Source organism: Bradyrhizobium sp. 14AA, assembly GCF_054185205.1.
In genome coordinates this window covers 230,801-256,023 of record NZ_JAVAYM010000012.1, presented here as the reverse complement: position 1 = coordinate 256,023, position 25,223 = coordinate 230,801, and the positions used below count along the sequence as shown (strand labels likewise).

General features: G+C 64.4%; 28 protein-coding genes and 2 pseudogenes. 21 read left to right on the top strand and 9 right to left on the bottom strand.

The window, feature by feature from the left end; translation table 11 throughout:
* A pseudogene (locus tag RAD15_RS22770) lies at positions 1-118 on the top strand (IS5/IS1182 family transposase); the annotation flags it as partial.
* Between the two features lie 146 nt (positions 119-264).
* Here RAD15_RS22770 and RAD15_RS22765 read toward each other — a convergent pair.
* Entirely contained in the window at positions 265-837 is a 573-nt protein-coding gene (locus RAD15_RS22765) for a DUF3280 domain-containing protein (protein ID WP_458180422.1), read from the bottom strand.
* A gap of 60 nt (positions 838-897) precedes the next feature.
* On the opposite strand from RAD15_RS22765, the gene RAD15_RS22760 reads away from it, so the two are divergent.
* From RAD15_RS22760 to RAD15_RS22735, 6 genes are all read left to right on the top strand, one after another.
* A complete protein-coding gene (locus RAD15_RS22760) occupies positions 898-2,079 on the top strand; it encodes an ABC transporter substrate-binding protein (protein WP_458180421.1) in 1,182 nt (393 codons plus the stop codon).
* On the top strand, positions 2,064-3,056 hold the full coding sequence (locus tag RAD15_RS22755) for a YVTN family beta-propeller repeat protein (RefSeq protein WP_458180419.1): 993 nt from the start codon (positions 2,064-2,066) through the stop codon (positions 3,054-3,056). The genes RAD15_RS22760 and RAD15_RS22755 overlap by 16 nt, the downstream gene beginning before the upstream one ends.
* On the top strand, positions 3,053-3,859 hold the full coding sequence (locus RAD15_RS22750) for an ABC transporter ATP-binding protein (RefSeq protein ID WP_458180418.1): 807 nt from the start codon (positions 3,053-3,055) through the stop codon (positions 3,857-3,859). The genes RAD15_RS22755 and RAD15_RS22750 overlap by 4 nt, the downstream gene beginning before the upstream one ends.
* Positions 3,856-4,704, top strand: coding sequence for an ABC transporter permease (locus RAD15_RS22745; protein WP_458180417.1), 849 nt, complete (start codon positions 3,856-3,858; stop codon positions 4,702-4,704). The genes RAD15_RS22750 and RAD15_RS22745 overlap by 4 nt, the downstream gene beginning before the upstream one ends.
* Positions 4,701-5,315: a hypothetical protein gene (locus RAD15_RS22740; RefSeq protein WP_458180416.1), complete on the top strand. Its 615-nt coding sequence runs from the start codon at positions 4,701-4,703 to the stop codon at positions 5,313-5,315. Before RAD15_RS22745 ends, RAD15_RS22740 begins: the two co-directional genes overlap by 4 nt.
* A gap of 136 nt (positions 5,316-5,451) precedes the next feature.
* Complete coding sequence (locus tag RAD15_RS22735) at positions 5,452-5,751, top strand: copper-binding protein (RefSeq protein ID WP_458180415.1); 300 nt, start codon at positions 5,452-5,454, stop codon at positions 5,749-5,751.
* Between the two features lie 115 nt (positions 5,752-5,866).
* Here RAD15_RS22735 and RAD15_RS22730 read toward each other — a convergent pair whose 3' ends face one another.
* Positions 5,867-6,424, bottom strand: coding sequence for a PQQ-dependent catabolism-associated CXXCW motif protein (locus RAD15_RS22730; protein WP_458180414.1), 558 nt, complete (start codon positions 6,422-6,424; stop codon positions 5,867-5,869).
* Positions 6,421-7,302, bottom strand: a complete 882-nt coding sequence (locus RAD15_RS22725) for a substrate-binding domain-containing protein (RefSeq protein ID WP_458180413.1) — start codon at positions 7,300-7,302, stop codon at positions 6,421-6,423. The genes RAD15_RS22730 and RAD15_RS22725 overlap by 4 nt, the downstream gene beginning before the upstream one ends.
* Positions 7,303-7,430: 128 nt before the next feature.
* On the opposite strand from RAD15_RS22725, the gene RAD15_RS22720 reads away from it, so the two are divergent.
* Positions 7,431-8,357: a quinoprotein relay system zinc metallohydrolase 2 gene (locus RAD15_RS22720; protein WP_458180411.1), complete on the top strand. Its 927-nt coding sequence runs from the start codon at positions 7,431-7,433 to the stop codon at positions 8,355-8,357.
* Positions 8,358-8,410: 53 nt separating this feature from the next.
* Entirely contained in the window at positions 8,411-9,229 is an 819-nt protein-coding gene (locus RAD15_RS22715; RefSeq protein ID WP_458180410.1) for a quinoprotein dehydrogenase-associated SoxYZ-like carrier, read from the top strand.
* A gap of 157 nt (positions 9,230-9,386) precedes the next feature.
* Here RAD15_RS22715 and RAD15_RS22710 read toward each other — a convergent pair whose 3' ends face one another.
* A complete protein-coding gene (locus RAD15_RS22710) occupies positions 9,387-9,746 on the bottom strand; it encodes a hypothetical protein (RefSeq protein ID WP_458180409.1) in 360 nt (119 codons plus the stop codon).
* An 87-nt stretch (positions 9,747-9,833) separates the two neighbouring features.
* Between RAD15_RS22710 and RAD15_RS22705 the strand changes: the two genes are divergently transcribed.
* From RAD15_RS22705 to RAD15_RS22685, 5 genes are read left to right on the top strand one after another with little or no spacing between them, the layout of a single operon-like run.
* A complete protein-coding gene (locus tag RAD15_RS22705) occupies positions 9,834-10,814 on the top strand; it encodes an ABC transporter substrate-binding protein (protein WP_458180435.1) in 981 nt (326 codons plus the stop codon).
* A gap of 1 nt (position 10,815) precedes the next feature.
* The gene (locus RAD15_RS22700; RefSeq protein ID WP_458180408.1) at positions 10,816-11,553 is read left to right on the top strand and encodes an ABC transporter permease; all 738 of its coding nucleotides are present in this window, start codon (positions 10,816-10,818) and stop codon (positions 11,551-11,553) included.
* The gene (locus RAD15_RS22695; RefSeq protein ID WP_458180407.1) at positions 11,543-12,271 is read left to right on the top strand and encodes an ABC transporter ATP-binding protein; all 729 of its coding nucleotides are present in this window, start codon (positions 11,543-11,545) and stop codon (positions 12,269-12,271) included. The genes RAD15_RS22700 and RAD15_RS22695 overlap by 11 nt, the downstream gene beginning before the upstream one ends.
* A 48-nt stretch (positions 12,272-12,319) precedes the next feature.
* Positions 12,320-13,123 (top strand): pentapeptide repeat-containing protein, encoded by an 804-nt coding sequence (locus RAD15_RS22690; protein WP_458180406.1) that lies wholly within the window; start codon positions 12,320-12,322, stop codon positions 13,121-13,123.
* A gap of 26 nt (positions 13,124-13,149) precedes the next feature.
* Positions 13,150-13,497: a hypothetical protein gene (locus tag RAD15_RS22685; RefSeq protein ID WP_458180405.1), complete on the top strand. Its 348-nt coding sequence runs from the start codon at positions 13,150-13,152 to the stop codon at positions 13,495-13,497.
* A 10-nt stretch (positions 13,498-13,507) separates the two neighbouring features.
* Here RAD15_RS22685 and RAD15_RS22680 read toward each other — a convergent pair whose 3' ends face one another.
* From RAD15_RS22680 to RAD15_RS22665, 4 genes and pseudogenes are all read right to left on the bottom strand, one after another.
* Positions 13,508-13,717: a hypothetical protein gene (locus tag RAD15_RS22680; protein ID WP_063688494.1), complete on the bottom strand. Its 210-nt coding sequence runs from the start codon at positions 13,715-13,717 to the stop codon at positions 13,508-13,510.
* Positions 13,718-13,821: 104 nt separating this feature from the next.
* Complete coding sequence (locus tag RAD15_RS22675) at positions 13,822-14,691, bottom strand: hypothetical protein (RefSeq protein ID WP_458180404.1); 870 nt, start codon at positions 14,689-14,691, stop codon at positions 13,822-13,824.
* A 228-nt stretch (positions 14,692-14,919) separates the two neighbouring features.
* Entirely contained in the window at positions 14,920-15,000 is an 81-nt protein-coding gene (gene pqqA, locus RAD15_RS22670; protein ID WP_012029362.1) for a pyrroloquinoline quinone precursor peptide PqqA, read from the bottom strand.
* Positions 15,001-15,172: 172 nt separating this feature from the next.
* Positions 15,173-15,564 (bottom strand): annotated as a pseudogene (locus RAD15_RS22665) (calcium-binding protein).
* A 337-nt stretch (positions 15,565-15,901) separates the two neighbouring features.
* Between RAD15_RS22665 and RAD15_RS22660 the strand changes: the two are divergent.
* The 6 genes from RAD15_RS22660 (at position 15,902) to RAD15_RS22635 (ending at position 21,791) form a co-directional block, all read left to right on the top strand.
* Positions 15,902-17,566 carry a methanol/ethanol family PQQ-dependent dehydrogenase gene (locus RAD15_RS22660; protein ID WP_458180403.1) on the top strand — a complete coding sequence of 555 codons (1,665 nt, stop codon included), beginning with the start codon at positions 15,902-15,904 and terminating at the stop codon, positions 17,564-17,566.
* 10 nt (positions 17,567-17,576) lie between these two features.
* Complete coding sequence (locus tag RAD15_RS22655; protein ID WP_458180402.1) at positions 17,577-17,933, top strand: c-type cytochrome; 357 nt, start codon at positions 17,577-17,579, stop codon at positions 17,931-17,933.
* Complete coding sequence (locus tag RAD15_RS22650) at positions 17,930-18,856, top strand: substrate-binding periplasmic protein (RefSeq protein ID WP_458180401.1); 927 nt, start codon at positions 17,930-17,932, stop codon at positions 18,854-18,856. Before RAD15_RS22655 ends, RAD15_RS22650 begins: the two co-directional genes overlap by 4 nt.
* Positions 18,857-19,112: 256 nt before the next feature.
* On the top strand, positions 19,113-20,129 hold the full coding sequence (locus tag RAD15_RS22645; RefSeq protein WP_458180400.1) for an FUSC family protein: 1,017 nt from the start codon (positions 19,113-19,115) through the stop codon (positions 20,127-20,129).
* Positions 20,130-20,228: 99 nt separating this feature from the next.
* Complete coding sequence (locus RAD15_RS22640) at positions 20,229-21,230, top strand: Bug family tripartite tricarboxylate transporter substrate binding protein (protein WP_458180399.1); 1,002 nt, start codon at positions 20,229-20,231, stop codon at positions 21,228-21,230.
* 135 nt (positions 21,231-21,365) lie between these two features.
* Positions 21,366-21,791 carry a hypothetical protein gene (locus tag RAD15_RS22635; RefSeq protein WP_458180398.1) on the top strand — a complete coding sequence of 142 codons (426 nt, stop codon included), beginning with the start codon at positions 21,366-21,368 and terminating at the stop codon, positions 21,789-21,791.
* 39 nt (positions 21,792-21,830) lie between these two features.
* On the opposite strand, the gene RAD15_RS22630 is transcribed toward RAD15_RS22635, so the two are convergent.
* The gene (locus tag RAD15_RS22630; protein ID WP_458180397.1) at positions 21,831-22,799 is read right to left on the bottom strand and encodes a helix-turn-helix domain-containing protein; all 969 of its coding nucleotides are present in this window, start codon (positions 22,797-22,799) and stop codon (positions 21,831-21,833) included.
* A 512-nt stretch (positions 22,800-23,311) separates the two neighbouring features.
* On the opposite strand from RAD15_RS22630, the gene xoxF5 reads away from it, so the two are divergent.
* A complete protein-coding gene (gene xoxF5, locus RAD15_RS22625; protein WP_458180396.1) occupies positions 23,312-25,117 on the top strand; it encodes a lanthanide-dependent methanol dehydrogenase XoxF5 in 1,806 nt (601 codons plus the stop codon).
* Positions 25,118-25,223 lie beyond the last annotated feature (106 nt).

Here is a 25,223-nt window from a genome sequence, read left to right as displayed (position 1 = left end):
CAAACGCCGGATGCGGCTCACCTGCATCCGCTACGTCGGCCTCGCCAAGGCAAGCGGGCAAGTCCTGCTTGCCTCCATCGCGTTCAATATGAGGCGGTGGGCCGCAATCGCCGCGTGAGACGCCCGGAGAGGGCACCAACTACAGTCTCGCCCTGACAATTGGCGCCAACAGTGCCCTCTCTCTCTCGTCTCCTGCCTCAAAAGGCAGTAGCGCAACAGGCCCACAAGGGGAGAGGGCACGGCGGCGCTCACGGAGAGAAGGACCTACTCCGGCTTGCCGTAATTCGGCGCCAGCAGCCGGTTGCGGATGAGATAGCTCATCGTGCGCGTCCAGGACTCGTCCGTGTTGCCGCGCATGTCGGCGCTGGCGGCCGCGATCATGTTGCCGGTCTTCACGTCGCGCAAATAGATGTTGAGGTTGATGATCAGGTTCGAGACTTTCTGCACCATGCCGGTGATCTCCAGGTCGGCACCGAGCTGACCGGCGAGTTTGAGGTCGCAGCCGCCGCAGGCCTGCAAGTTAGCGTGACGGGCGGCGTCCCTGACCGGCGCGATGTCGAGCACCTGGAACCGCCCGGACTCCGTCAGCTCCTTGCGGAGCTGCTCGCTGATGCGCAGGAGCCGCGCCTCTTCGGGCTTGGAGCCGTAGAACTCGCCGGGCAGACTGGTGTCGATCAGTTCGAAATCGAACACAGCAAGTTTCGGCGGATCGGCGAACGCGACTGAGCCCGTCAACAGCAAAGCGGCGATCGTCATCAATGCTCGCATGATCGTGATTCCAGGCCTTACGCGCACGGGGACGAAATGCGGGGTTGCATGCCCCGACAAATCGGTCATGCTCGAAGCAGAGACAATTCTCCATCGGCGGTCAAGCCGGGGAGAACGCCTGGAGGAAACATGATCCGATGGTTGGTCGGCCTGATCGGCTTCGGTCTTGCTGCGACGAGCGCGTTCGCGGCGGAGCCTGCCTTGATCGGCGTCGGCTATCTCGGCATCGCCGGCACCAGATCGACGCTGTCGCTGGTCGAGCAGCCCGCGGAGAATGACGGCATCGCCGGCGCGCGCCTCGCCATCGAGGACAACAACACCACCGGAAAATTCCTCAACCAGCGGTTTGCGCTGGAAGAGCGCCGCATCAAGGAAAGCGAGGACGTCGTCCAGGCCGCGACCGCGCTCGCCGACAAGAACGGCTTCATCATCGCCGAGCTGCCGGCCGATGCGCTGCTGAAGGTCGCCGACGCCCTGCGCGAGCGCGGCACGCTGCTGTTCAACGCGGGCGCGATCGACGAGCGGCTGCGCGAGGCCGATTGCCGCGCCAACGTGATTCACACCGCACCGACGCGCGCGATGCTGGCGGACGCGCTCGGCCAGTATCTGGTGTGGAAGAAGTGGTCGCGCTGGCTGCTGGTGGTGGGCTCGCATGACGAGGACAAGCTGTTCGCCGATGCGCTAAGGCGCACCGCCGCGCGGTTTGGCGCCAAGATCGTGCAGGAGCGGACCTTCGAGGACAAAGGCGGCGCGCGGCGCACCGACTCCGGCGTCACACAGATCCAGCGCCAGATGCCGGTGTTCACGCAACAAGCGCCCGCCTACGACGTGCTGGTCGCCGCCGACGAGAGCGAGGTGTTCGGCGCGTACCTGCCTTATCGCACCTGGGATCCCCGTCCCGTCGCGGGCTCCGCCGGCCTCGTGCCGAAAAGCTGGGACGCGGCGCAGGACCAGTGGGGCGCGATCCAGATGCAGAACCGCTTCATCAAGCTGAACTCGCGGCGCATGACGGCACTCGACATGCAAGCCTGGACCGCGGCGCGCATGATCGGCGAAGCCACTTCGCGCACCAATTCCGGCGACGTCAAGAAGGTCACCGACTTCATCAAGGGCCCCGATTTCTCGGTCGCCGCCTTCAAGGGCACGCGGCTGACGCTGCGCGACTGGAATCTCCAGTTGCGCCAGCCGATCCTGCTGGTCGACGGCCGCATGGTGGTGTCGGTATCGCCGCAGGAAGGTTTCCTGCACCAGGTCTCCGAGCTCGACACGCTCGGCTACGACCGCCCGGAGAGCAAATGCAAGTTGAAATGAGGACGCAGATGTTGCGCATGTGGCGTGTTGGGCTCTTGTCCGGACTGGCGCTGGCGGCGGCGCCCGCGCATGCCTTCATCGCCTATGTCTCGAACGAGAAGAGCAACACGGTCTCGGTGATCGACACCGAGACATGGACGGTGACCAAGACCATCAAGGTCGGCCAGCGCCCGCGCGGCATCGATTTCACGCGCGACGGCAAGTTCGTGATGGTCGCGGTCGGCGATGACGACACCATCCAGGTGATCGACGCCAAGACGCAAGCCGTGGTGGACAGCCTGCCCTCCGGTCCCGATCCGGAATTGTTCGCCCAGGACGCCGCCGGAAAGATCCTCTACGTCGCCAACGAGAACGACAACACGGTGACCGTGATCGACCTGGAGAAGCGTGCCCGCCTCGGCGACATCCAGGTCGGCGTCGAGCCCGAAGGCATGACCATCAGCCCCGACGGCAAGACGCTGATCAACACGTCTGAAACCACCAACATGGCGCATTTCATCGATACCGCCTCGCGTCAGATCGTCGCCAACGTGCTGGTGGACGCGCGGCCGCGCTTTGCCGAGTTCAAGCACGACGCTTCCGAATTGTGGGTGTCCTCCGAGATCGGCGGCACCGTGTCGGTGATCGATCCCGGAAAGCACGAGGTGATCGGCAAGGTCACGTTCGAGATTCCGGGCTTGCGGAAAGAGGCGATCCAGCCCGTCGGCATCGGCATGACCAGGGACGACAAGACCGCCTTCATTGCGCTCGGCCCGGCCAACCGCGTAGCCGTCGTTGACGTCGCCACGCGCAAGGTGACGAAATACCTGCTGGTGGGGCAGCGGGTCTGGCACATGGCATTCACGCCGGACGAGAAATACCTGCTCACCACCAACGGCGTATCGAACGACGTTTCCGTCATCGACGTCGCCGCGCAAAAGGTGATCAAGACCATTCAGGTGGGCGAACTGCCCTGGGGCATCACGATCGCACCATGACCAGCCCCGCTCCCATCACCGAACCACACGAGGCGCCGAAGCCTGATCCGGCCGCAGTGCCGGCGCTGTCGATCGACGGCGTCAGCCATTCTTACGGCCCGCGCCGGGCGCTGATGGACGTGTCTTTCAACGTGCAGCCCGCGAGCTTCACTGCACTGCTCGGGCTGAACGGCGCTGGCAAGAGCACCTTGTTCTCGCTCATCACGCGCCTGTTCGGCATTCAGTCCGGCCGCGTCGGCATTTTCGGGCATGACGTCGGCAAGAGCCCCGGCGAGGCGCTGCGGCTGCTTGGCGTCGTGTTCCAACCGCGAACGCTCGATCTGGATCTGTCGCTGACGCAGAACCTGCTCTATCACGCCGCGCTCCACGGCATCAGCCGCCGCGAGGCCGCCGCACGCAGCGCCGAGCTGCTCGGCCGCATCGGGCTCGACGAGCGCGCCGGCAGCAAGGTGCGCGATCTCTCGGGCGGCCAGATGCGGCGGCTGGAGATCGCACGCGCGCTTCTGCACCGGCCGCGACTCTTGCTGCTGGATGAGCCGACCGTCGGCCTCGACGTCAAGGCGCGCGCCGACATCATCAGCCATGTCCGCCAGCTCGTGACCGAGCAAGGTATCGGCGTGCTCTGGGCGACGCATCTGTTCGACGAGATCATGCCCAGTGACGATCTCGTGGTGCTGCATCAGGGCAAGGTGCTGGCGCAGGGGCCGATGAGCCGCGTCATCGCGGAGGCCGGCGCGCAGGACGTCAACACCGCCTTCATGCGCCTGACCGGCGCGCAAACCATGCCGGGAGGCGGCGCATGAGCAGCATCACGACGCGGGACGCGCCGCGCGGCTTCTCGGCTGCCGAGTACATGACGTGCCTCACGGGCATCGTCTGGCGCGAGGGCCTGCGCTTCCTGCATCAGCGCGAGCGCTTCGTCTCCGCGCTGGTGCGGCCGCTGGTATGGCTGTTCATCTTCGCCGCCGGCTTTCGTCAGGTGCTCGGCATCTCCATCATCCCTCCTTACGAGACCTACATCCTCTACGAGGTCTATATCGCGCCCGGGTTGATGGCGATGATCCAGCTGTTCAACGGCATGCAGTCCTCGCTCTCGATGGTCTATGACCGCGAGATGGGCAATATGCGCACGCTGCTGGTCAGCCCACTGCCGCGCGGCTTCCTGTTGTTCTGCAAACTGCTCGCGGGCACCGCGGTGTCGCTGCTCCAGGTCTATGCGTTCCTGCTGATCGCCTGGTTCTGGGACATCACCCCGCCGCCGTCGGGTTATCTTACCGTGCTGCCGGCGCTGATCCTGTCAGGGCTGATGCTGGGCTCGCTCGGCATGCTGATCTCCTCCGGCATCAAGCAGCTGGAGAATTTTGCCGGCGTCATGAACTTCGTGATCTTCCCGATGTTCTTCGCCTCCTCCGCGCTCTACCCGCTCTGGCGGGTACAGGAGGGCAGCCCTTATCTCTACTATCTCTGCGAGGCCAATCCGTTCACTCATGCGGTCGAGCTGATACGTTTTGCCCTCTACGGGCAAATCAACTGGATCTCGTTGGCGGTGGTCGCAGCCTGCACAATCGTCTTCATGATCGGCGCGATTCTGGCCTATGATCCCTCACGCGGGCTGGCGCGACGGGCGCCCGCAGGAGGCGAAGGATGACGGTTCGGTTTCTGGCCATGGCCGCTTTGGCGCTCGCAGGCGCGAGCACGGCCGCGCACGCGGCCGATCCGCGCTATCCCAACTGGCCCTGCACGCAAGCCAAGGTCCCGGAGATCTCGCTCGCCGCTGTCTGGGCCGGTCCTTCGCTCGATGACGCCGAGAGCAAGTGGAAGAACGACACGAAGATCACCGCGCTGGTCGCGAAATTGTCGGCGCGCAAGACGCCGCTGGACGAGGCCGAGAAATTGGTGAAGGAATTCCTGGCCGGCTCCGCCACCGACAAGACTGCGAACGCAAAGCTGCTGTTCGCGGGTCTGTTCGACACGCTCAATGCGCAGCGTTCCCAGGTCATGATCGGGTTGGAACGCGTCAGCCGCAAGCAGCGCGAGGCCGCCGACAAGATCCGCGAGGAGACGCTTGCGCTCCAGGCGCTCCAGGGCGCGGCGACGCGCGACGACGCCAAGGTCGAGGCGCTCGGCAACGAGCTGATCTGGAAGACCCGCATTTTCGAGGATCGCAACAAGGTGGTCCGGTTCGTCTGCGAGGTTCCAACCGCCATCGACCAGCGCCTGTTCGCGCTCGGGCGCGTGATCCAGCAGGAAATGGAATAGCGTCAATCTCGCTGACGGCTCACGAAAAGTTCCCGGATCGGCCGCGGCATCGTTAACGTTTTGCCGCGGTATCGGCCGGAACCAAATCGATCTAGGATGTCTTGTCGAAGTGAATCCTAGACGTCGGGAGGCCTCGATGGGAACTGCAAAATTCATCTTCGCGGGCGCTGCGGCCCTCAGCATGCTCGCAACCAGCGCTCTTGCTGACGACATGACCGGAATGGTCACGCGGATCGATCGGCTCAACGGCACGATCTCGATCCAGCAGACGCAGAAAGGCACAGTCGGCGGCAGCGCCGGCGGTGCCGGCGCGCTCCAGGAATACAAGGCGAAGGACGCCGCGATGCTGGATGCCGTCCATGCCGGCGACCGGGTGAACTATTCGGCGACCGAGACCAACGGGACGGGAACGCTGACAAAGTTGCAGAAGCAGTAGGCGTTGCTTCGCGTCTCTCCCCTTGCGTCATGGCCGGGCTTGTCTCGGCCATCCACGTATGGCCATGCGGAACGAAGGACGTGGATGCCCGGGACAAGCCCGGGCATGACGACCTCTACTGCTCAGGCCGCGGCTCCGGCTGCACCTCCTCAGTCGGAAGCGTCGCGTGCTCCCAGCCGTCGGTGCCGTCGGGATACCACGCGATGTTGGAGTAGCCATACGCCAGCGCGCGCTTGGCCGCGTTCCAGGACATCCAGCAGTCGGCGAGGCAATAGATCACCAGCAGCGCGGCCTTGTCGCCGCGCGAGGCACGTGCGAGGCCGCGCTGGAAATAATCGTCCATCGCCGGCGGCAGCGCGCCGTAGCCGGTATCCGGCAGCCACAGGCTGCCCGGAATGCTCTTGCGCGGCGCATCGCGCCACACCGTGCCTTCAGGCAGGTTCTTCGGCTTCGGCGGGCGCGGCAGCACGTCGATGAACGCGCCGCTCTTGCCACGCCAGATCGCTTCAGCAGCCGCAGTCGTCAGCACGCGCGCGCCGGCAAGCGTCGCCGGCACTGGTGCGCGGTAATTGTCGCTGCGATAACCCTCGGGCTCGAACGGCTCCTGCTGCTGCGCGAATGCCGGCGCCGCGAACGCGACAACGACAAGCGCAGCAGCAAGGCACCGCTTCATGGCGTCTTCTTGGCCGTCTCCGCGCCGAGCGGCCGATCGTTCTCGTCCAGCAGAGGGACACCGAAGTCGAGCAGGATCTTGTTGATCTCGCCCTGGTTCTCCTGGATCAGCTTGTTGAGCTGCCGCTTCCAGTTCTGGTCGGCGGGCCGCACGCCCATGCCGATGCGATAGACGAGCTTCGGCCCCGTCGTTTCCTTCACCAGCGGCGTGACATGAAGCGAGCCGGCTTTCTTGGCATAAAAACCGGCCATCGGTCCCCACAGCACGCCGGCGTCGATCTTGCCGGCCGTGAGGTCGTCGATCATCGCCTGCGCCGAATTGTCGAAGCGCGTGTCGATCATCAGCGGATAGGGCTTTGCGTCCCCCATCAGGCCCGCAAGCGCCATGTTGGTCGCGGGCGGCGTGCCGGCGACGATGCCGACATGCTTGCCCTTCAGCCGCGCGTCTTCGAGCGTATCGACGTCCTCGAGGCCACTGCCGGCCTTGGCGACCAGCGCATAGGTCGTACGGTAGTAGGGATTGGTGCCCTGGACGAGGTCATCGCCCTGCGGAAAACCCATGATGACGTCGCAGCGATGCGCGCCCAGCGTCATCCGCACGAAGCCTGTCGCTTGCGGAAAGAAGACATAGTCGAGCTTCTTCTGGAGCTTGTCCGCCAGGAATTCGGCGAGCTTGTTCTCGAACCCTTCGCCCTTCTCGTTCGAGAACGGCAGGTTGCGCGGGTCGGCGCAGACGCGCAGGACCTTGGGGTCGACCAGTTCGAACGAAAGGTCGCCGCTGTCGCTCGTCTGCGCGATGGCGATGCCATTCATTGCGCAAGATGCAGCCATCAACACCAGCGAATACAACCAGCGACGATGTCGTCCGGCCTGCGTCATCGCGCTTCCTCCTCATTTTGTTTGAATGCTAGCCATGCAACGCATGACGCGCCATGGTTTGCCGGCTTTGTGCTGGCTTTCGCTTTGTTGCAGTGCAATGCAGAAACCATCTGAACTGAGGCGGAAAAGTGTCTCGCATCGCTTTGATGATCGCAGCCCTGTCCCTGCTGGGGACAGCAACGCTAGCACGCGCTGGGGTGGCCGAATTGCCTGTAAGCGAAGTCGCACCGGGAATCTTCGTGCACTCCGGGACCATCGCGCTCATGACCCGCGAGAACGAGGGCGACATCGCAAATGTCGGCTTCATCATCGGCGAGGACGCGGTGGCCGTGATCGACACTGGCGGCAGCCTCCGCGGGGGCGAGGCGCTGCGGGCAGCGGTGCGGACCCGCACGGCCAAGCCGATCCGTTACGTCATCAACACCCACGGTCATCCTGACCATGTCTTCGGCAACGCCGCCTTCGCCGCCGACGGAACCAGCTTCGTCGGCCACAGCAAGCTGGCACAGGCACTGGCGAGCCGCGGGCCGTATTATCTCGACAATTTTAGACGCATCATGGGCGACGAATTGATCTCGCCCGTGAAGATCGTGCCGCCCACCCTGCTCGTGAAGGACACGATGACGCTCGACCTCGGATCGCGCCGCCTGACCTTGCGGGCATGGCCCGCCGGGCACAGCGACAACGACCTGACGGTGTTCGACGAGACCACCAAGACGCTGTTCGCCGGCGACCTCGTCTTTCTCGGGCATATTCCGGTGATGGACGGCAGCATCCGGGGCTGGCTCGGCCTGCTCGGGGAACTCGAGAGGATTCCGGCGCAGCGCGTCGTGCCCGGCCACGGGCCTGTGAGCGAGTGGCCTGCAGCCCTCGTCGACGAGCGGCGTTATCTCTCGATATTGCTGGCCGACGTCCGGGCGTCGAACAAGAAGGGTGAGCCGATCCGGACCGCCGCCGACAAGGCGGCCGCAGCGGAACGGCCGCATTGGCAACTGTTCGACGACTACAACGCCCGCAACGCAACCGCAGCATTTTCGGAAATTGAATGGGAGTAGCGGGCGCGCTAGGCTGTCTGAGATCTCTGCTTTGTCCGCGCGGGACCATGACCATGACGGGATGCACACGCCGCCTGCCCTTGATCGCCCTGCTCCTTGGCGTCGCCTTTGCCGCGCCAGCGCAGGCTGAAGAGGCCAACGATCCCTGGCCTGGCCTCGTGCAGGACATCTTCAGCAACCGTCCGATGAATGACGGCAGCGCCGTCATCGGCATCGAGATGCCCTACCGCGCCGAGGACGCGGCGATCGTGCCGGTGACCCTGCGCAGCAAGCTGTCGCCAGGCGATGCCCGCCGCATCCGTTCGATCACGCTCGTGATCGACCGCAATCCCGCGCCGATGGCCGCAAAGTTCGAGCTCGGCTCCGATGCCAATGTCACTGAGATCTCGACGCGCGTGCGCGTCAACAATTACACCGACGTCCATGCGGTCGCCGAGCTCAGCGACGGCCAGCTCTATGTCTCGAAAGTCTATGTGAAGGCCTCTGGCGGCTGCTCGGCGCCGGCAGGAAAGAATGCCGAGGAAGCCAACAACCGGCTCGGCCAGATGCGCTACCGGCAGTTCGCGCGCGAGGAGGCGCCGGCGAGCCGCGTCCGCGAGGCGCAGATCATGATCGGCCATCCCAACAATTCCGGCCTGCAGATGGACCAGGTCACGCAGCTCTATATCCCCGCCTTCTTCGTCAATCAGCTGAAGCTGACGCAGGACGACAGCCCCGTGCTGTCGATGGAAGGCGGCATCTCGATCTCGGAAGATCCCAATCTGCGCTTCACCTACGTCTCCAACGGCGCCAAGCGTTTCCGCGCGGAGGCGAAGGACACGGACGGGCACGTGTTCCGCAATGAATGGGACGTGGAGAAGCCGGGGACTTAAGGCGCTTTCTTCCCGCTCCACCTGTGGGAGAGAGTGGCTCGCCGCGACCGCGGCGAGACGGGTGAGGGGTCTGTCTCCACAAATGAGCGCGCCGTGAGAGCCCCTCATCCGGCGCTGCGCGCGACCTTCTCCCACAAGGGGAGAAGGGAAGACAGCATCAGAAACACCTCACCTCGGCTTCCGCCTGCGCCCGCCGCAAATCATTCACGGCTGAGTTCGCCTGCTCCGACGTGCGGAACTGGACGCCGAGATTGCCGCGGACCTGGGACATGCTGAGCGCCGTCTCGGCAGTGACGTAGCGCTCATAGGAGACGATCGAGGCGACCACGTCGATCGAGCAGGAACATTGCTCGATCGATTGCCGGCTCTCGCCATTGGCCTTCATGCAGCCATAGACATACTCGGCGCGCGCCGCCGTGGGATAGTCATTGGCCTCCTCCGCCCGCGCCACGCATGCGGTCGCCGCCAGCACCGTCAATGCGGCGACAATCGGTCGTAGCTGCCCGGCCAGATTCATGCGCGTTCTCCCGCTGGTTGCGACGAAAGCTATGCTATGCGTATTGTCCTGAAAAGCACTCTCTTCGAGGAAACGGCTCACAAGGTGATGAGAGTTTTGGGACGAATATTGGCGCTCGCGGTGATACTGGCGCTGACGATGGCTGCACCGGCCCGCGCTACGGATACCATCCGCCTTGCCGTGCAGAAAACCGGGACATTTTCCTGGGAGCTGGCCGCGATCCGCGCCGGCGGCCTCGACAAGGAGGCGGACCTGTCGCTGGAGGTCGCCGAACTCGCCAGCACCGAGGCCGGCAAAATCGCGATGCGCGCAGGCAGCGCCGACATCATCCTGTCCGACTGGCTGTGGGTGTCGCGCGAGCGTGCGCTGGGCGCCAAGCTGACCTTCTACCCCTACTCCAGTGCGCTCGGCGCGGTGATGGTACCCGCATCCTCGCCGATCAAGACGCTCGCCGACCTGAAGGGCCGCAAGCTCGCGGTGGCCGGCGGAGCGATCGACAAGAGCTGGCTGCTGCTCCAGGCGCGGATGAAGCAGGACGGCATCGACCTGAAGTCGGATGCGACCATCGTCTATGGCGCCCCGCCTCTGATCGCCGCCAAGGCGCTCGACGGCGAGATGGATGCGAGCCTCAACTTCTGGAATTTCTGCGCCCAGCTGGAGGCGAAGGGCTTTCGCCGCCTCGCCGGCATCGAGGAGATCTTGCCGAAGCTGGGCGCCAAGGGCGCCGTCTCCGCGGTCGGCTACGTCTTCGACGAAAGCTGGGCGGCGAGCCATCGCGACGCCGTGGCGCGCTTCGTCGCGATGACCCGCAAGGCCAAGCAGCTGCTGGTGACCTCCGACGCGGCCTGGGACACGATCGCGCCGCTCACCGGCACGAACGATGCCACCCTGCTCAAGACCTATCGCGACCGCTACCGCGACGGCATTCCGCGCCGGAGCATCGCCGACGAGGAACAAGACGCGCGCGTGCTGTATCGCGTGCTGGCCGAGATCGGCGGCCGCGATCTCGTCGGCCCCACAGCCGAGCTAGATCCCGGCACGTTCTATCACGCGCTCCCCGGAGACTGAGGTGCTGCGTCTTCTCTCGTTTGCCCTGTTCCTCGTGACCTGGTGGATTGCCGCGCTGTTCGTCGGCGGCGTAAAGCTGCCCTCCCCGCCGGCCGTGCTCGAGGTGATGATCGCGGAAGCATCGAGCGGCGCGCTATTCCTGCATCTCGGCGCCACGCTGGCGCGCGTGGCCCTCGCCTTCGTGCTGGCGATGTCGCTCGGCAGTGCCATCGGTTATCTCATGGGACGGGTGAAGCTCGCCGACCGGCTCGGCGATCCCTGGCTGATCCTGCTGCTCAACTTGCCGGCGCTGGTCGTGATCGTGCTGGCCTATATCTGGGCCGGGCTGACTGAGGCCGCCGCGATTACGGCAATCGCCATCAACAAGTTGCCGACCGCCGTCGTCACCTTGCGCGAGGGCACCCGCGCGCTGGACCGCTCGCTCGACGAGATGGCGAGCGTATTCGCGATGCCGCGCTGGCGCGCGTTCCGACATGTCGTGCTGCCGCAGCTGGCGCCCTATATCGCCGCAGCCGCCCGCTCCGGACTGTCACTGGTGTGGAAGATCGTGCTGGTCGCCGAGCTGTTGGGACGTCCGAACGGCGTCGGCTTCGAGATCGGCGTCGCCTTCCAGCTGTTCGACACGCCACGGCTGCTCGCCTATTCGCTGACCTTCGCCGCCGTCGTGCTCGTCATCGAAACCTTGCTGGTGCAGCCGTTCGAAGCTCGCGCAAACAGGTGGCGGCCCCGTGCGGCTTGAGGTCGATATCACAGGCAAGACCTTCAGGAGTGCCGCGGGCGGAACGCACGAGGTGCTGGCGCCGGTCAGATTCGCGCTTCAGCCCGGCGAGGTCGGCGTGCTGATCGGCCCGTCCGGCTGCGGCAAGAGCACGATGCTGCGCATCATCCTGGGATTGGACCACGACTTTGCAGGCCGTGTCGCGCGGCCGCCGGAGGCGCGGATCGGCATGGTGTTCCAGGAGCCGCGACTGCTGCCGTGGCGCTCCGTCGAGCAGAATGTGCGGCTGGCTGCGCCCGACGTGGCTGACGCCAAGCTCGCCGAGCTGTTCAAGATCCTGGAGCTGGAAGCGCATCGCAACCACTATCCCGGTGAGCTCTCGCTGGGTTTGGCCCGGCGCGTGGCGCTCGCCCGCGCCTTTGCCGTCGAGCCGGATATTCTGGTGCTCGACGAACCGCTGGCATCGCTCGACGACGCACTCGCCGGGCGCCTGCGCGATGAGATTGCAACGCTCGTCGCGAGCCGGCCAGTGATGACGCTTTTGGTGACACACAGCCTGGACGATGCAGTGCGCCTCGGCGACCGGCTGTTCTTCCTGTCGCCGCGGCCCGCGCGGATCGTGGCCGAGGTGCCTATCGGCATCCCGCGCGACAGACGCGGCGAAGCCGAGATTGCGGCGATCAAGGCCGGCCTCACCCAACGAACTCAAGGCGACCGCACTGAGCGAGATGTCTCATAGCCGGTCGCCTGGCGGACGTGCTAGACTGGGCCGGCGGCGGAGCTGATGATGACGCGGACGGTCGCCCTCTCAACGCTGGCAACGCTTGGTCTTGCACTCGTCACGATGACGGCGGGCGCGCAGGACATGATGCGTGACGTCGACCTCACCTCCCCCGCGATGGTCTCGTCCGAAATGACCAGGCCAGAGGTCGAGGCCGTGCTGGCCAAAGCGAGCGCCGCGCAGCCAGCCGATTTCACCGGCAAACGCCTGTCGGGCCTCGATCTCTCGGGGCTGGACCTGTCCAACGCGGTCTTCCGCGCCGCGCGGCTCAACAAGACAATACTCCGAGACGCCAGGCTTGACCGTGCAATCCTCGATCAGGCGTGGCTGCTGGATGCGGATCTTACCGGCGCAAGCCTGAAGGGCGCCAATCTGTTCGCCTCGCAAATGGCCCGTGCGCGCCTCGACGGCGCGAACCTGTCAGGAGCGCGCATCGCTGCCGATCTCACCGGCGCAAGCCTGGTCGGCGCTTCGATCGCGGACGCGCATCTGGGCGCCGATATGCGCAACCAGTCGATGGGGCTGATGCGCGCGGTGCTGAGATCCGCCAATCTGGAACGGCTGAACGCGCGCAACGCCGATTTGTCGCGCGTCGACCTCGAATTCGCAGTCCTCAGGGGCGCCGATCTGAGCGGCGCATCACTGAAAAACGCCCAACTCGGCGGAGCCGATCTGACGGGCGCCATCGTCATCGACGCCGATTTCGACGGCGCCGATCTCGTCTCGGCGAAGCTGATCACACTGAACGGCCTTGACCGCGCCAAAAATTTCGACAAGGCAAAGAACCGCGAGCGCCTGATCAGGGAATGATGGCCCGCCTTTGGGAGGACTGGCTGATGCGTTGGGTTCTAGCTTTGATCGCGTCGTTGACGCTTGCCGGCGAAGCCGCCGCGCAGGCCAAGGGCAAGGGCATCCGTCTCTGGAATCTGACGACGGAGACGATCTCCGGCTTCCAGCTCTCGCCGGCCGGCAAGACCGATTGGGGCCCGAACCAGTGTCTCAACGACAAGGACAAGGAGGTCGACCACGACGAGCGGCTGCGCATCACCGGCGTCGAGCCCGGCCGCTATGACGCCAAGGTCAGCTATCCCAGTTCACGGCAGTGCGTCGTCCGCGACATCGAGATCAAGGCGGACGCGGTGTTCTCGATCGCCGACAAGGATCTGAAGGACTGTACGAAGTAGCGCGCCCGATTTACGCCTTGTCGTTCGGGTGCGGATATTCGCAGCGCCAGCGCACGGCCTGCCACTTCGGATGCTCGCCGACCCATTGCGCGATATAGGGCGGTGCGGCCATCACGCATTGGCGGGGCGATCCCGCATAGTTGAACACCAGATGCTGCTCCTCGCAGGTCGCAGGCGAGAGCACCGCACACACAGTCACCACCAGGTCGATCGGGTTCATGCCGGGATCCTCTCACGGGGCGATCAAGAGTAGCATAAAGGGCTACGCTCCCAGGAGTGGGAAGTTTCAAACCGGCGTGAGAAATGGGGCCGGAACCCGTCTTGCTAGAAGTTGACCCCGAACACCAATCGCGCCTGGTGGCGTTCGAAATTGACGAGGTCGAGATTCCCGCCCGATCCGGCCGGGCGCCCCCAGGCCTGCATGCTCCAGCTCATGGTCAGGCGTGACCGCTCGGAAAGCTGGAAATAGGCGGTCGGACCGACGAACAGGGCCTGGCCGGCGAACTCGCCGAGGCCGATGCCCTCATATTGCCGGAAGTAACGCAGCTCGCCGCCGAGCAGCACGTTGGGGCGCACGCGCACCAGGCCGGCAAACGCCGCTCCGATCGTCGAGCTCTTCTCGGACTCTCCTGCCACCTCGAAGCGGGCCCATTCCGGCTGGTAGATCAGGTTGAGGGCGCCGATGGCGAAGTTCGGGATCAGTTCGCGGTCGAAGGCGAGCGTGAAGTCGGTGCCGTACATCCGCCCTTTCGCGCCGCTGGTCTCGTCGATGCGGTCACCGTGGAGCTCTGCGGCAATGGTCAAGCCAAATGGCGCGCGCTCGCGGTCGAGCAGGCGGTAACGCAGGTCGAGCGAGGCGCCCTGGAAATTGAACTGGCGGCGGTCGTCGATATCGGGGACGCCGGTGATGTCGTGCCAGGTGGCAGTGCCGCCGAGCTCGATGCGGAAGTTCGGCAGCGGCACCACCTCGATCTCGACCTCCTGCGCGAGGGCGCGATAGGTCCCGCCGCCCTTGCCGAAGCGCCCGGTCGTCTGGGTCTGGAATTCGCGCTCACCGGGATTGCCGACGTCGGTGCCGATCATGAAGCCGAAGATGTGCTCGGTATCAAAGCCTTCTTCTGCGCTGGCGTACGCCGGTGCGAGCGCGACGCTGCACGCAATGATCGTCGAAAATCTGAGAGCCCCGATCCGCATTCCGTGTTCCGCACGCGCGCGCCAAAGCCGCAGCGGCGCTGACCAGGGGTCAACGTAACACAACGCAGCAAGAGCACGATCGAGATTTTGGGGAGGATTTCCGACGCCCGGTCAGGTCTGGCCTTGCGTCAATGGCAAAGCGTGAGGCACGACGACGGCGGGGCAGGATCCGACACTGCCACGGCTTCGACGGCGATCCGCCATCGAAGCCGCAGCAGGTCGTCAGTCTTACTTGCGCGCAGCGCAGGCGTACATGTTGATTTCCATGCCGACCGGCACTTCCACGATCTTCGGAGCTTTCCAAGCCATTCGGGGTCTCCCCAAGGTATTGAGCGCGACATCGCGCGGGGCAAAACCTAGGGCTGCCTCAAGCACAGCGCAAGCCTGGAATCAAAGCGTTGGCACAGCGAACTGTCGCATATTGCTCGCGAATTTCCCTCTCGTGCAAATCGCCTTCGCTCCCAGTCAAGCGCTACCGCACTCACCTCAACAATCGCAGCAGCGCGCGGCCGGCACGGGAATTCAGCTCCTTCGCATCCAGCGTTCCGTCCTTGTCGGGATTCGCGGCGTTGAAGCGCTGCTCCACCACGGACAGATATTCGTCGAGCGTGAGAGTCCCGTCGCGATCAGGATCGGCGGCGGGAGTTCTTTCGCCGTTAACCGTCCGCGCAATTCGCGCGCATCCAGCGTGCCGTCCCGATCGGGATCGAGCTTGGCGAACAATGCGCTGGCCGCCTTCTTCACTTCGGCAAGATCGAGCGTGCCGTCATTGTCGGTATCGAACATCTTGACCGCGTTGCCCGAGGCCGACCAGGCCGGACCGGACAACACTGCAATCGTGAGTGCAAGCGCAACAGAGCGACGTGTGATCATCGAAACCTCCCTGGCCATGAGCCCGATTCGAGCAGATCGAAGCGACATAAGTCCACAAGCGAGGTGCGGTTCAAGTCCGGAATCACAACCTGCGCCGCACAATTTCCGGAACCCGCCCCCCAAGCTCCGCGGCCTGCACTCGCTGCCGCTTCATGCCGCGAAATTTTTCCAGCGTCTGCGCGCAAGTGAGAGTCGTCTGTAAGGTTTCTGTCAGGTGACCGGCATCTGGCGTCCAACATATCGGCATCGCAGTTACGACTTTCGTATTGACGCGTTTTGCATTCGGGCGGAGTGTTGCTGCCGCAGCGTCAAAAGGCGCGCGTACTGGGAGGAACGGATGAAACGCTTTGCGATGGCCGCGAGCCTCGTCATGCTTGCATCGACTTGTGCAAGCGCACAAACGGCCGAACAGCTGGTCAAGGGTGCGACTGATACGTCGAACGTTCTCAACTACGGGATGGGCTACAATCTCCAGCGTTTCTCGACGCTGAACCAGATCAACAAGGACACCGTCAAGAACCTCGTCCCGGTCTGGAACTACTCTTTCAACGACGATCGCAGCGAGGAATCGCAGCCGCTGGTGTACCAGGGCGTGATCTACGTGACATCGCACAACGCGACCATGGCGGTCGATGCCAAGACCGGCAAGCAGATCTGGAAATCCAAGATCGAGTATCCCGCCGAGACCCCGCGCATCGTCTGCTGCGGCATCATCAACCGCGGCGCAGCGCTCTACGACGGCAAGGTATTCCGCACCACGCTCGACGCCAACGTGATCGCGCTCGACGCCAAGGACGGCAAGGAGCTGTGGCGGCAGAAGGCCGCCGACATCAAGGAAGGCTATTCGATGACGGTGGCCCCGCTGGTCGCCGACGGCGTCGTCATCACCGGCATCTCCGGCGCCGAGTTCGGCACCCGCGGCTTCATCGACGGCTGGGATCCGGCGACCGGCAAGCATCTCTGGCGCACCCATTCGATCCCCTCGCCGGACGAGGCCGGCGGCGACACCTGGAAGGGCGACACCTGGAAGCTCGGCGGCGGCTCGACCTGGATCACGGGTTCTTATGATCCCGAGTTGAACACCGTCTATTGGGGCATCGGCAATCCCGGCCCGTTCAACTCGGCGGTGCGCCCCGGCGACAATCTCTACACCTGCTCCGTGCTGGCAATGGATCCCAAGACCGGCAAGATCAAGTGGCATTACCAGTTCTCGCCGAACAATCCGTTCGACTATGACAGCGTGGCCGAGATGGTCCTCGCCGACATGAACGTCGAAGGCAAGCCGACCAAGGTGCTGATGGACGCCAACCGCAACGGCTTCTTCTATGTGCTCGACCGCACCAACGGCAAGCTGCTCGCAGCCAACCCGTACGTGAAGGTGAACTGGGCGACCGGCATCGACATGAAGACGGGCCGTCCGATCGAGACCGACATCTCGAAGGACGCGCGCGAGGGCAAGAAGGTCACGGTCTATCCGTCGATCCTCGGCGGCAAGAACTGGGAGCCGATGTCGTTCAATCCGCAGACCGGGCTCGCCTACGCCAACACCCTCGCCTTCGGCGGCAGGTACAAGACCGAGCCCGTCACCTTCAAGCAGGGTGAATGGTATCTCGGCATGGACCTCACCGACCTCTGGGAATGGGGTGACGGCGCCCGCGGTCATCTGAAGGCAATCGATCCCATGACCGGCAAGGCGAAATGGGAGGCCCCCGCCGACATCCCGCGCTTCTCCGGCGTGCTGTCGACCGCCGGCGGCGTGGTATTCACGGGCGCGCTGACCGGCGAGTTCGAGGCCTTCGACGCCGACAGCGGCAAGAAGCTCTGGCAGTTCCAGACCGGCTCCGGCATCGAGGGCCAGCCGGTGACCTGGCAGCAGGACGGCGTGCAATATGTTGCCGTCACGAGCGGCTATGGCGGCGTCTACTCGCTGTTCTCGGGCGACGAGCGGCTGGCGAAAGTGCCGCCGGGTGGCTCGCTATGGGTGTTTGCGGTCAAGCAGTAACCGCGGCGCGATGCTGAAAGAGGTATCTCACAGGACGGTGGCGGTCATCGCCGCCGTCGCGGTGCTGACGGTCGCGCTTGCGGCGACCGTTCGTCCCGCGGACGATTCAACCGGCAATCCCGTGCAGGCACAGATCGACCACGGCAAGTCGACCTATGCTTCGAAATGCTCGCACTGCCACGGTCCCAACATGATGAACTCCGGCACCATCACGCCGGACCTGCGCGCCTTTCCCGACGACAAGACGCGCTTCGTCACCACCGTGAAGAACGGCAAGAACAACAAGATGCCGCCCTGGGGCGATATCCTCAGCGACGACGAGATCGGAGATCTCTGGGCCTTCATCTCCAGCCGGAGGAAGCCATGAGGGGATGGATCGCCGCGTGGAGCGTTGCTGCGATTCTCGCAGCGGCGACAGCTGCGCACTCCGCCGATGATCCGCTAAGAATCTGTCTCGACGAGGAGCGGCCGCCGCTCTCGGTGCATCACAAGGGCAAGCCGGACGCCGGCTTCGACGTGCTGCTGGCGCAGGCGATCGCGGACCGGATGGGACGGCCGCTGACGATCCAGTGGTTCGAGAGCAAGCTGGATGAAGATTCCAGCCCGCAGCTCGAGGCCAATGCGCTGCTGTCCGACGGGCGTTGCTCGCTGGTCGGCGGCTACGCGCTGACGACGGATTCCCTCGTCAAGCCGGGCATGAAGACGGCGCGCTTGCCGGATTTTGCCGGGGCCACCCGCGAGGACCGGCGCCGGCGCGTCGCGCTCGGCGTGCTCGCACCGAGCCGGCCTTACATCTATTCGCCGATGACGGTGGTGCTCGGGCCCAAGGCGCAGGGCCGCAAGATCGGCGACATCGGCGATCTCGCCGGCCTTCGCCTCGTCATCGAGAGCGGATCGCTGGGCGATGCCGTCCTGATGACCTTCGACAAGGGGCGCCTGATCGACAGCATCACCCACCTCGTTCCCGGCCGCGACGATCTGCTCGGCGCGCTGCAACGCGGCGACTACGACGCGACGCTGATCGACCTCGGCCGCTTCGACGCCCATCGCGCCGCGCATCCGGACACGGCGATTACCCCTTCCGGCTACTACTATCCGATCGGCGCCAACCGCGGTTATGTCGGGCTCGCCACCGAGCACGCGCTGATCGACGCCGTCAGCAAGGTGCTGGGCGAGCTTGCCTCCGAGGGCAAGATCGCCGAATTCGGCAAGCAGGCCGGCCTCACCTACCTGCCGCCGCGCGAGCCCGCGATCCTCGGCGACGTCTGGATGAAGATCATTCAGCGGTGACGGACCGTTCGCGGCGAGCAGCGGTGCCGGCACATCATCGATGTCATGCTCCGCCTAGTGCGCAATTGCGCACGGGGGCGGGGCATCCAGTACACCGCGGCCCCTCGATTGAACCCAACCTTGTCGGAGTACTGGATCGCCCGGTCAAGGCCGGGCGATGACCGTGAGGATGTGGCGCGGCCGTCACTCTTCACACCAACCCGCCAACGTCATTTCCATGCTATGCGTAGCGCTTCATCCGCCGCTTTGGTGCCCTGTGAATTCCCCGACCACCACCGCAGGCCTGCGCGATCTCCTCTCCCGCGAGATCAAGACCGCCGAACTGCTGCGCGCGCTGATCGTCGTCGGCCCGATGGTCGCGGCCTATTTCATCGCGCGCGAGACGGCGCTGCTCAATCTCGGCCTCGTCGCGGTCTCGTTGCTCATTCCTGCGCTCAGGCTGCACCTGACTCCCAAGGTCGTCGCGTGGCACTATCTCGCCATCCTCGTCACCTTTGCCGCGCTGTTCCTTGCAGCGCCCGTCAAGCCGCTATTCGCGGTGCTGACGGCGCTCGCCGGCTTCCTTGCGGTGGCGGTGACGCGCTTTGGCGAACATTTCCGTACGCTCGGCAATTGGGTGTTCATTCCCGCCGTTTATCTCGCCTGCGAGGTGCGGGAGGGCGTCAGCGCCGCGGAAGCGCTGCGCCATGCCGGCATGATCGTCGTGTCCTCTCCGATTGCGCTGGCGCTGGTCTGCGGCATCCGGATTTACGACCAGCCGCGAGACGGCAATGCCGCCGCCTCGTTCGGAGCGCCCGCGACCGAGTGGTTTCTGCCCGCACTCGCAACCGCCATGGCCGTGTTCGCCGCGGCGGCGCTGGTCGAGATCCTCGACCTCGCGCAGGGGCAATGGGTGATGTGGTCGGCGGCGAGCGTCGTGGTCGGCGATCTCGCCGCCTCCACCGGCAAGCTGAAGCAGCGCGCGATCGGCGCGTTGGTCGGCGTGCCGCTTGGTTTCCTCGCCGGCGTCCTGCTGCCGCAAAGCCGGATCGGCTACGCGCTCGCGGTGCTCGCGGCCACCCTCACGCTGATCTCGTTCTCCCGCTACATTGTCGGCTTCGGCTTGCGCTGTTTCTTCATCGCGCTGGCGGCGTCCTTTGCCGGCGGCGCCAGCGGCATCGCGGAGGAGCGCATCGTCAACGTCCTGATCGGCGGCACCTTTGGCCTCATTGCGGTGGCCCTGACCGAGATCGTCTGGCTGCGGCTGATGCGAAAGGGCCGCCCGCCCGGGTGACGCGAGAATCGGCGTTCGAATGCGCCAATCTGTCTCGCCTTCCGCCCATGGCGGCGCCAGCTTGATGCAGTACCTTCGGCAAAAATCCGGGAGAGAATCATGTCCGCAAAACTCGATCGCCGCCACTTCGTCGCCGCCGGCACCGCCGCACTCGCGATGCCCTTCGTCGCGCGCAGCACCTCGGCACAAGCTGCATCACAAGGCACTTGGCCATCGCGGCAGATCCGCATGATTTGCAGCTATCCCGCCGGCGGACAGACCGACCTGCTCGCGCGCGCCTACGGCGAATTCATCTCCAAGCAGGTCGGAAAGACCGTCGTCGTCGAGAACAAGCCCGGTGCATCCGGCGCGATCGGGACCGCGGAAGTCGCCCGCGCCGAGCCCGACGGCCACACCGTGCTGTGCTCGATCTCGACCACCTACATCATGAACCGGGTCGTGATGAAGAATCCCGGCTACGACATGGACAAGGATCTGGCGCTCGTCAGCGTCATTCCGGGCGCGGGGCTTCTGCTGGTCGCGAACCCCAAGACCGGCGTCAAGACGCTGGAGGATTTCGTCGCCTTCGCGCGCAAGAGCGGCAAGGTGAACTTCGGCACCTACAGCGCGGGCTCGTCCCCGCACATGACGATCAACGAGCTCAACAAGCAATACGGGCTCAATATCGAGCCGGTCCACTACCGCGGCGAGGCGCCGATGTGGACAGGGATGCTCGAAGGCACGCTCGATGCCGCGATGGGCAGCTACACCGCGGCGCAGTCGGTCCTGCAGAGCGATCGCGGCACCGTGTTCGCGGTGCATTCGAAAAAGGTCGATGCGATTCCGAACGTGAAGACGCTGCCCGAACAGGGCGCGACGTCGAAGTTCTTCACCGTCAGCGGCTTCTCCGGCTGGGCGGTGCCGAAGGCGACGCCGCAACCGGTCGTCGACCGCCTGGCGGAGCTGTGCGTTGCCGCCAACAACGATCCGAAAGTGAAGGAAGTTCTCGCGACCTTCGTGCTCGAACCGGCAATCGGCTTCAAGGAAAGCAATGCGCTCTATCAGCGCGAACTGCCGATCTGGATCGAGAGCGCGAAATCGCTCGGCCTAGAGCCGGCCTGAAGGCATGGTATGGTGCCGGGGCCGCCCCTTTTCGGCCCGGCGTCCGACCAAAGCCTAGTGTCGGAAACGCATTTTCCCGCTATGATTGTACGCCGCTGCCGGAAGACTTCGGCGCGGACGACAAGGGCCGATCGCATGACACCGGATGGCGTTGCCGTAGCCGTGATGATCATCCTGCTCTTTCCGATGGGCTATTTCACGCTGGCTTCACCCGCCTTCCTGCTGGTCAAGCTGGATATTCAGCCCGTCGCCCAGTTGCTGCGCGGAATGTTCAACGCCCATTTCCTGGTCATGCGCGTTGCCGGCGTGATCGCAACGGTGGCTTTGCTCCTCGACGGTCGCCTGGTCGCCGCGATCGGCGTCGGCATGAGCACCGCCCTGACTATCTGGGGACGCCGCTGGTTCATGCAACGGATGGACGACCAGCTCAGCGCGAGGGACGCCGGGGATGCTGACGCTCCGCGCCGGTTGCGCCGGCTGCATTGGAGCGGAATGCTGGGCAACGCGGTGCTGCTCGTCGCTCTCGTGGCCAGCATTCCCTACATTGCGACGACAACGTAAGCGCGTTGGCCACCGTGCCGGTGGTTCTTCGGCGTGCGCCTAATGCTCTTTCGAGCTCGCCGTGCCCTGCTGCGCCTTGTGGATCGAGGACGGCACCACACCGAAGTATTTCCGGAACACGCGGCTGAAATGCGATGAGCTGGAGAAACCCCAGGAGAACGCGACGTCGGTAATGGTCTTGCCCGCGTGAGCCTCGAGCTCCTGGCGGCAGTTCTGCAGGCGCGCCTGCCAGATGTAGTCGCTGACCGTGGTGCCGCGCTCGGAGAACAGCATGTGCAGATAGCGCTTGGAGCAGCCGAGCTCGGTCGAGATCTGGTCGATGCACAGATCGGGATCGCGCAGGTGCTCGCGGATGAAGAACTGCGCACGCACATACATCGCCTCGGGCCCGACACGGTCGAACATCGTGTCGGCCTCGCGCAGCGGCAGCAGCAGCAGGTCGATCAGCGAATCGGCGACGCCGACCGCGCTGTTCGCCGACAGCTTTGCCGCCTCGTCGAAGGTCGCATGGACGAAATCATGGGCGATCCGCCCCGTCCCGGTTTTCGACGACAGCTTGCAGGCCGGCATCCGCTGCGACGGGAAGCCGCGGTCGCGCAGCAGCGCCTTCGGCACGATCACCACGTCGTGGCGCGTGAAGGCGGGGCTGATGATCGAATGCGGGCAGGAGACGTCATAGGCGATGATGTCGCCGGGGTTGATTTCGATGTGGCGGCCTTCCTGCTCGAAATAGGACACGCCGTAGGTCTGGAAGTGGATCTTGATGTACGGATGTTCGTTGGCCTTGGCGCGCGCCAGCGTGTGCGCGATGCGATGCTGGCTCACCTCGATCTGGCAGAGCTTCAGGCGCGAGACGGTGGTATAATCGATGCGGCCTTCGAGCGAGGACGCCTCCAGCGGATCGACGTCGAAATACCCACACAAGCTCGTCAGCCCGTCGATCCAGCTCTGGATCTGCCGCTTCGGCGTCATGCCGGTCGTCGAGAGCGTGTGAATTGTGTCGGACATTAATCCAGCCACTGGTTTGATCCGGAGAATTGACGCGAATCGCGACCAGCGCTGCCGGAGCCCTCTGCCGTGATTGCGTGACGTTTACCTCGAATTTGAGCGGTCTTTTGAAACGAGCGCCATCGTTCCATTGCCACCCTTGAAACTTAATCCTCCGCCTTAGTTGCAGCGCCGTCAAGGGGAACCTGAGCGTCGAAGGCGGTCCTGGAGGCACACGGAAGCCGCTGAATTCGCTACTGCAAAATCAAAAACTTCGTCTCCGTGCGCTGTCAAGCAAACCGGCTTCTCTCTTGGGCAAGTTTCCCGATGGCGAAGACGTTAGGGATTGCGGCAGGAACAACAAGAACGGGCCGCTCCTGCACGTGGACCCGTAGCTCTCATCCGGAGGAGGAAACAGCACAGCATCGTTTCTGGTCCCAATCGTGACCACTGCACGAGCAGACGCCGGACGAGAAGCCCGGTGATTGAGCAATGTTTCGGAAATAATAAACGAGACCAACGGAGGAATAACTATGCGCAAGGTGCTACTGGCGACCTATCTTGGCTCCGCGGCGGCTCTCGCCGTCGGCAGCGCTTCAGCCAATGACGAGCTGATCAAGATGTCGCAGAACCCGAAAGATTGGGTGATGCCGGCGGGCGACTACGCCAATTCCCGCTATTCCAAGCTGAACCAGATCAACGCCCAGAACGTCGGCAAGCTCCAGGTCGCCTGGACCTTCTCGACCGGCGTGCTGCGCGGCCATGAAGGCGGCCCGCTGATCATCGGCAACATGATGTACGTCCACACGCCGTTCCCGAACAAGGTCTACGCTATTGACCTTTCCAACGAGAACAAGATCGTCTGGAGGTACGAGCCGAAGCAGGATCCGAACGTCATCCCGGTGATGTGCTGCGATACCGTCAACCGCGGCCTGTCTTACGGCGACGGCAAGATCATCCTGCATCAGGCCGACACCAACCTCGTCGCGCTCGACGCCAAGACCGGCCAGGTGGCGTGGTCGGCAACGAACGGCAATCCGAGCAAGGGCGAGACCGGTACATCGGCCGCGCTGGTCGTCAAGGACAAGGTCCTCGTCGGCATCTCCGGCGGCGAGTTCGGTGTGCAGTGCCACGTCACCGCTTACGACCTCAAGACCGGCAAGCAGGCCTGGCGTGCCTTCTCCGAGGGTCCGGATGACCAGATCAAGGTCGATCCGGCCAAGACCACGTCGCTCGGCAAGCCGGTCGGCGCCGACTCTTCGCTGAAGACCTGGCAGGGCGATCAGTGGAAGATCGGTGGCGGCTGCACCTGGGGCTGGATGTCCTACGATCCCGCTCTGAACCTGGTCTATTACGGGTCGGGCAATCCCTCGACCTGGAATCCGAAGCAACGTCCGGGCGACAACAAATGGTCGATGACCATCTTCGCGCGCGACGCGGACACCGGCATGGCCAAGTGGGTCTATCAGATGACGCCCCACGACGAGTGGGACTATGACGGCGTCAACGAGATGATCCTCTCGGATCAGCAGATCAACGGCCAGCCGCGCAAGCTGCTGACGCATTTCGACCGCAACGGTCTCGGCTACACCATGGATCGTGAGAGCGGCGAACTGCTGGTCGCCGAGAAGTACGATCCGAAGGTGAACTGGACCTCCGGCGTTGACATGGACAAGAACTCGCCGACCTACGGCCGTCCGAAGGTGCTCGACGCAGCTTCGACCGACAAGGCGGGCGAGGACCACAACGTGAAGGGCATCTGCCCGGCCGCGCTCGGTACCAAGGACGAGCAGCCGGCAGCCTACTCGCCGGACACGCAGCTGTTCTACGTTCCGACCAACCACGTCTGCATGGACTACGAACCGTTCAAGGTGAGCTACACCGCGGGCCAGCCCTATGTGGGTGCGACGCTCTCGATGTATCCGCCGCAGGGTGAAAGCCACATGGGCAATTTCATCGCCTGGGACGGCAAGACCGGCAAGATCGTCTGGTCGAACAAGGAGCAGTTCTCGGTCTGGTCGGGTGCGCTCGCAACCGCCGGCGGCGTGGTGTTCTACGGCACGCTCGAAGGCTACCTGAAGGCGGTCGACGCCAAGTCCGGCAAGGAGCTCTACAAGTTCAAGACTCCCTCCGGCATCATCGGCAACGTCACCACCTATGAGAACGGCGGCAAGCAGTATGTCGCAGTGCTCTCCGGTGTGGGCGGCTGGGCCGGCATCGGTCTCGCCGCAGGCCTGACCGATCCGACCGCCGGTCTCGGCGCAGTCGGTGGCTATGCGGCGCTCAGCAACTACACGGCACTCGGCGGTACGCTGACCGTGTTCTCGCTGCCCAACTAGGCCCTTCAGCATCGCTCCGGCGCGTGGACGAACTCCACGCGCCGGCTCGTCTCCATCGAACGCCTTCCGAGGAAAATCTCTTGCGTAAAATCTGCTCCGCCATTGC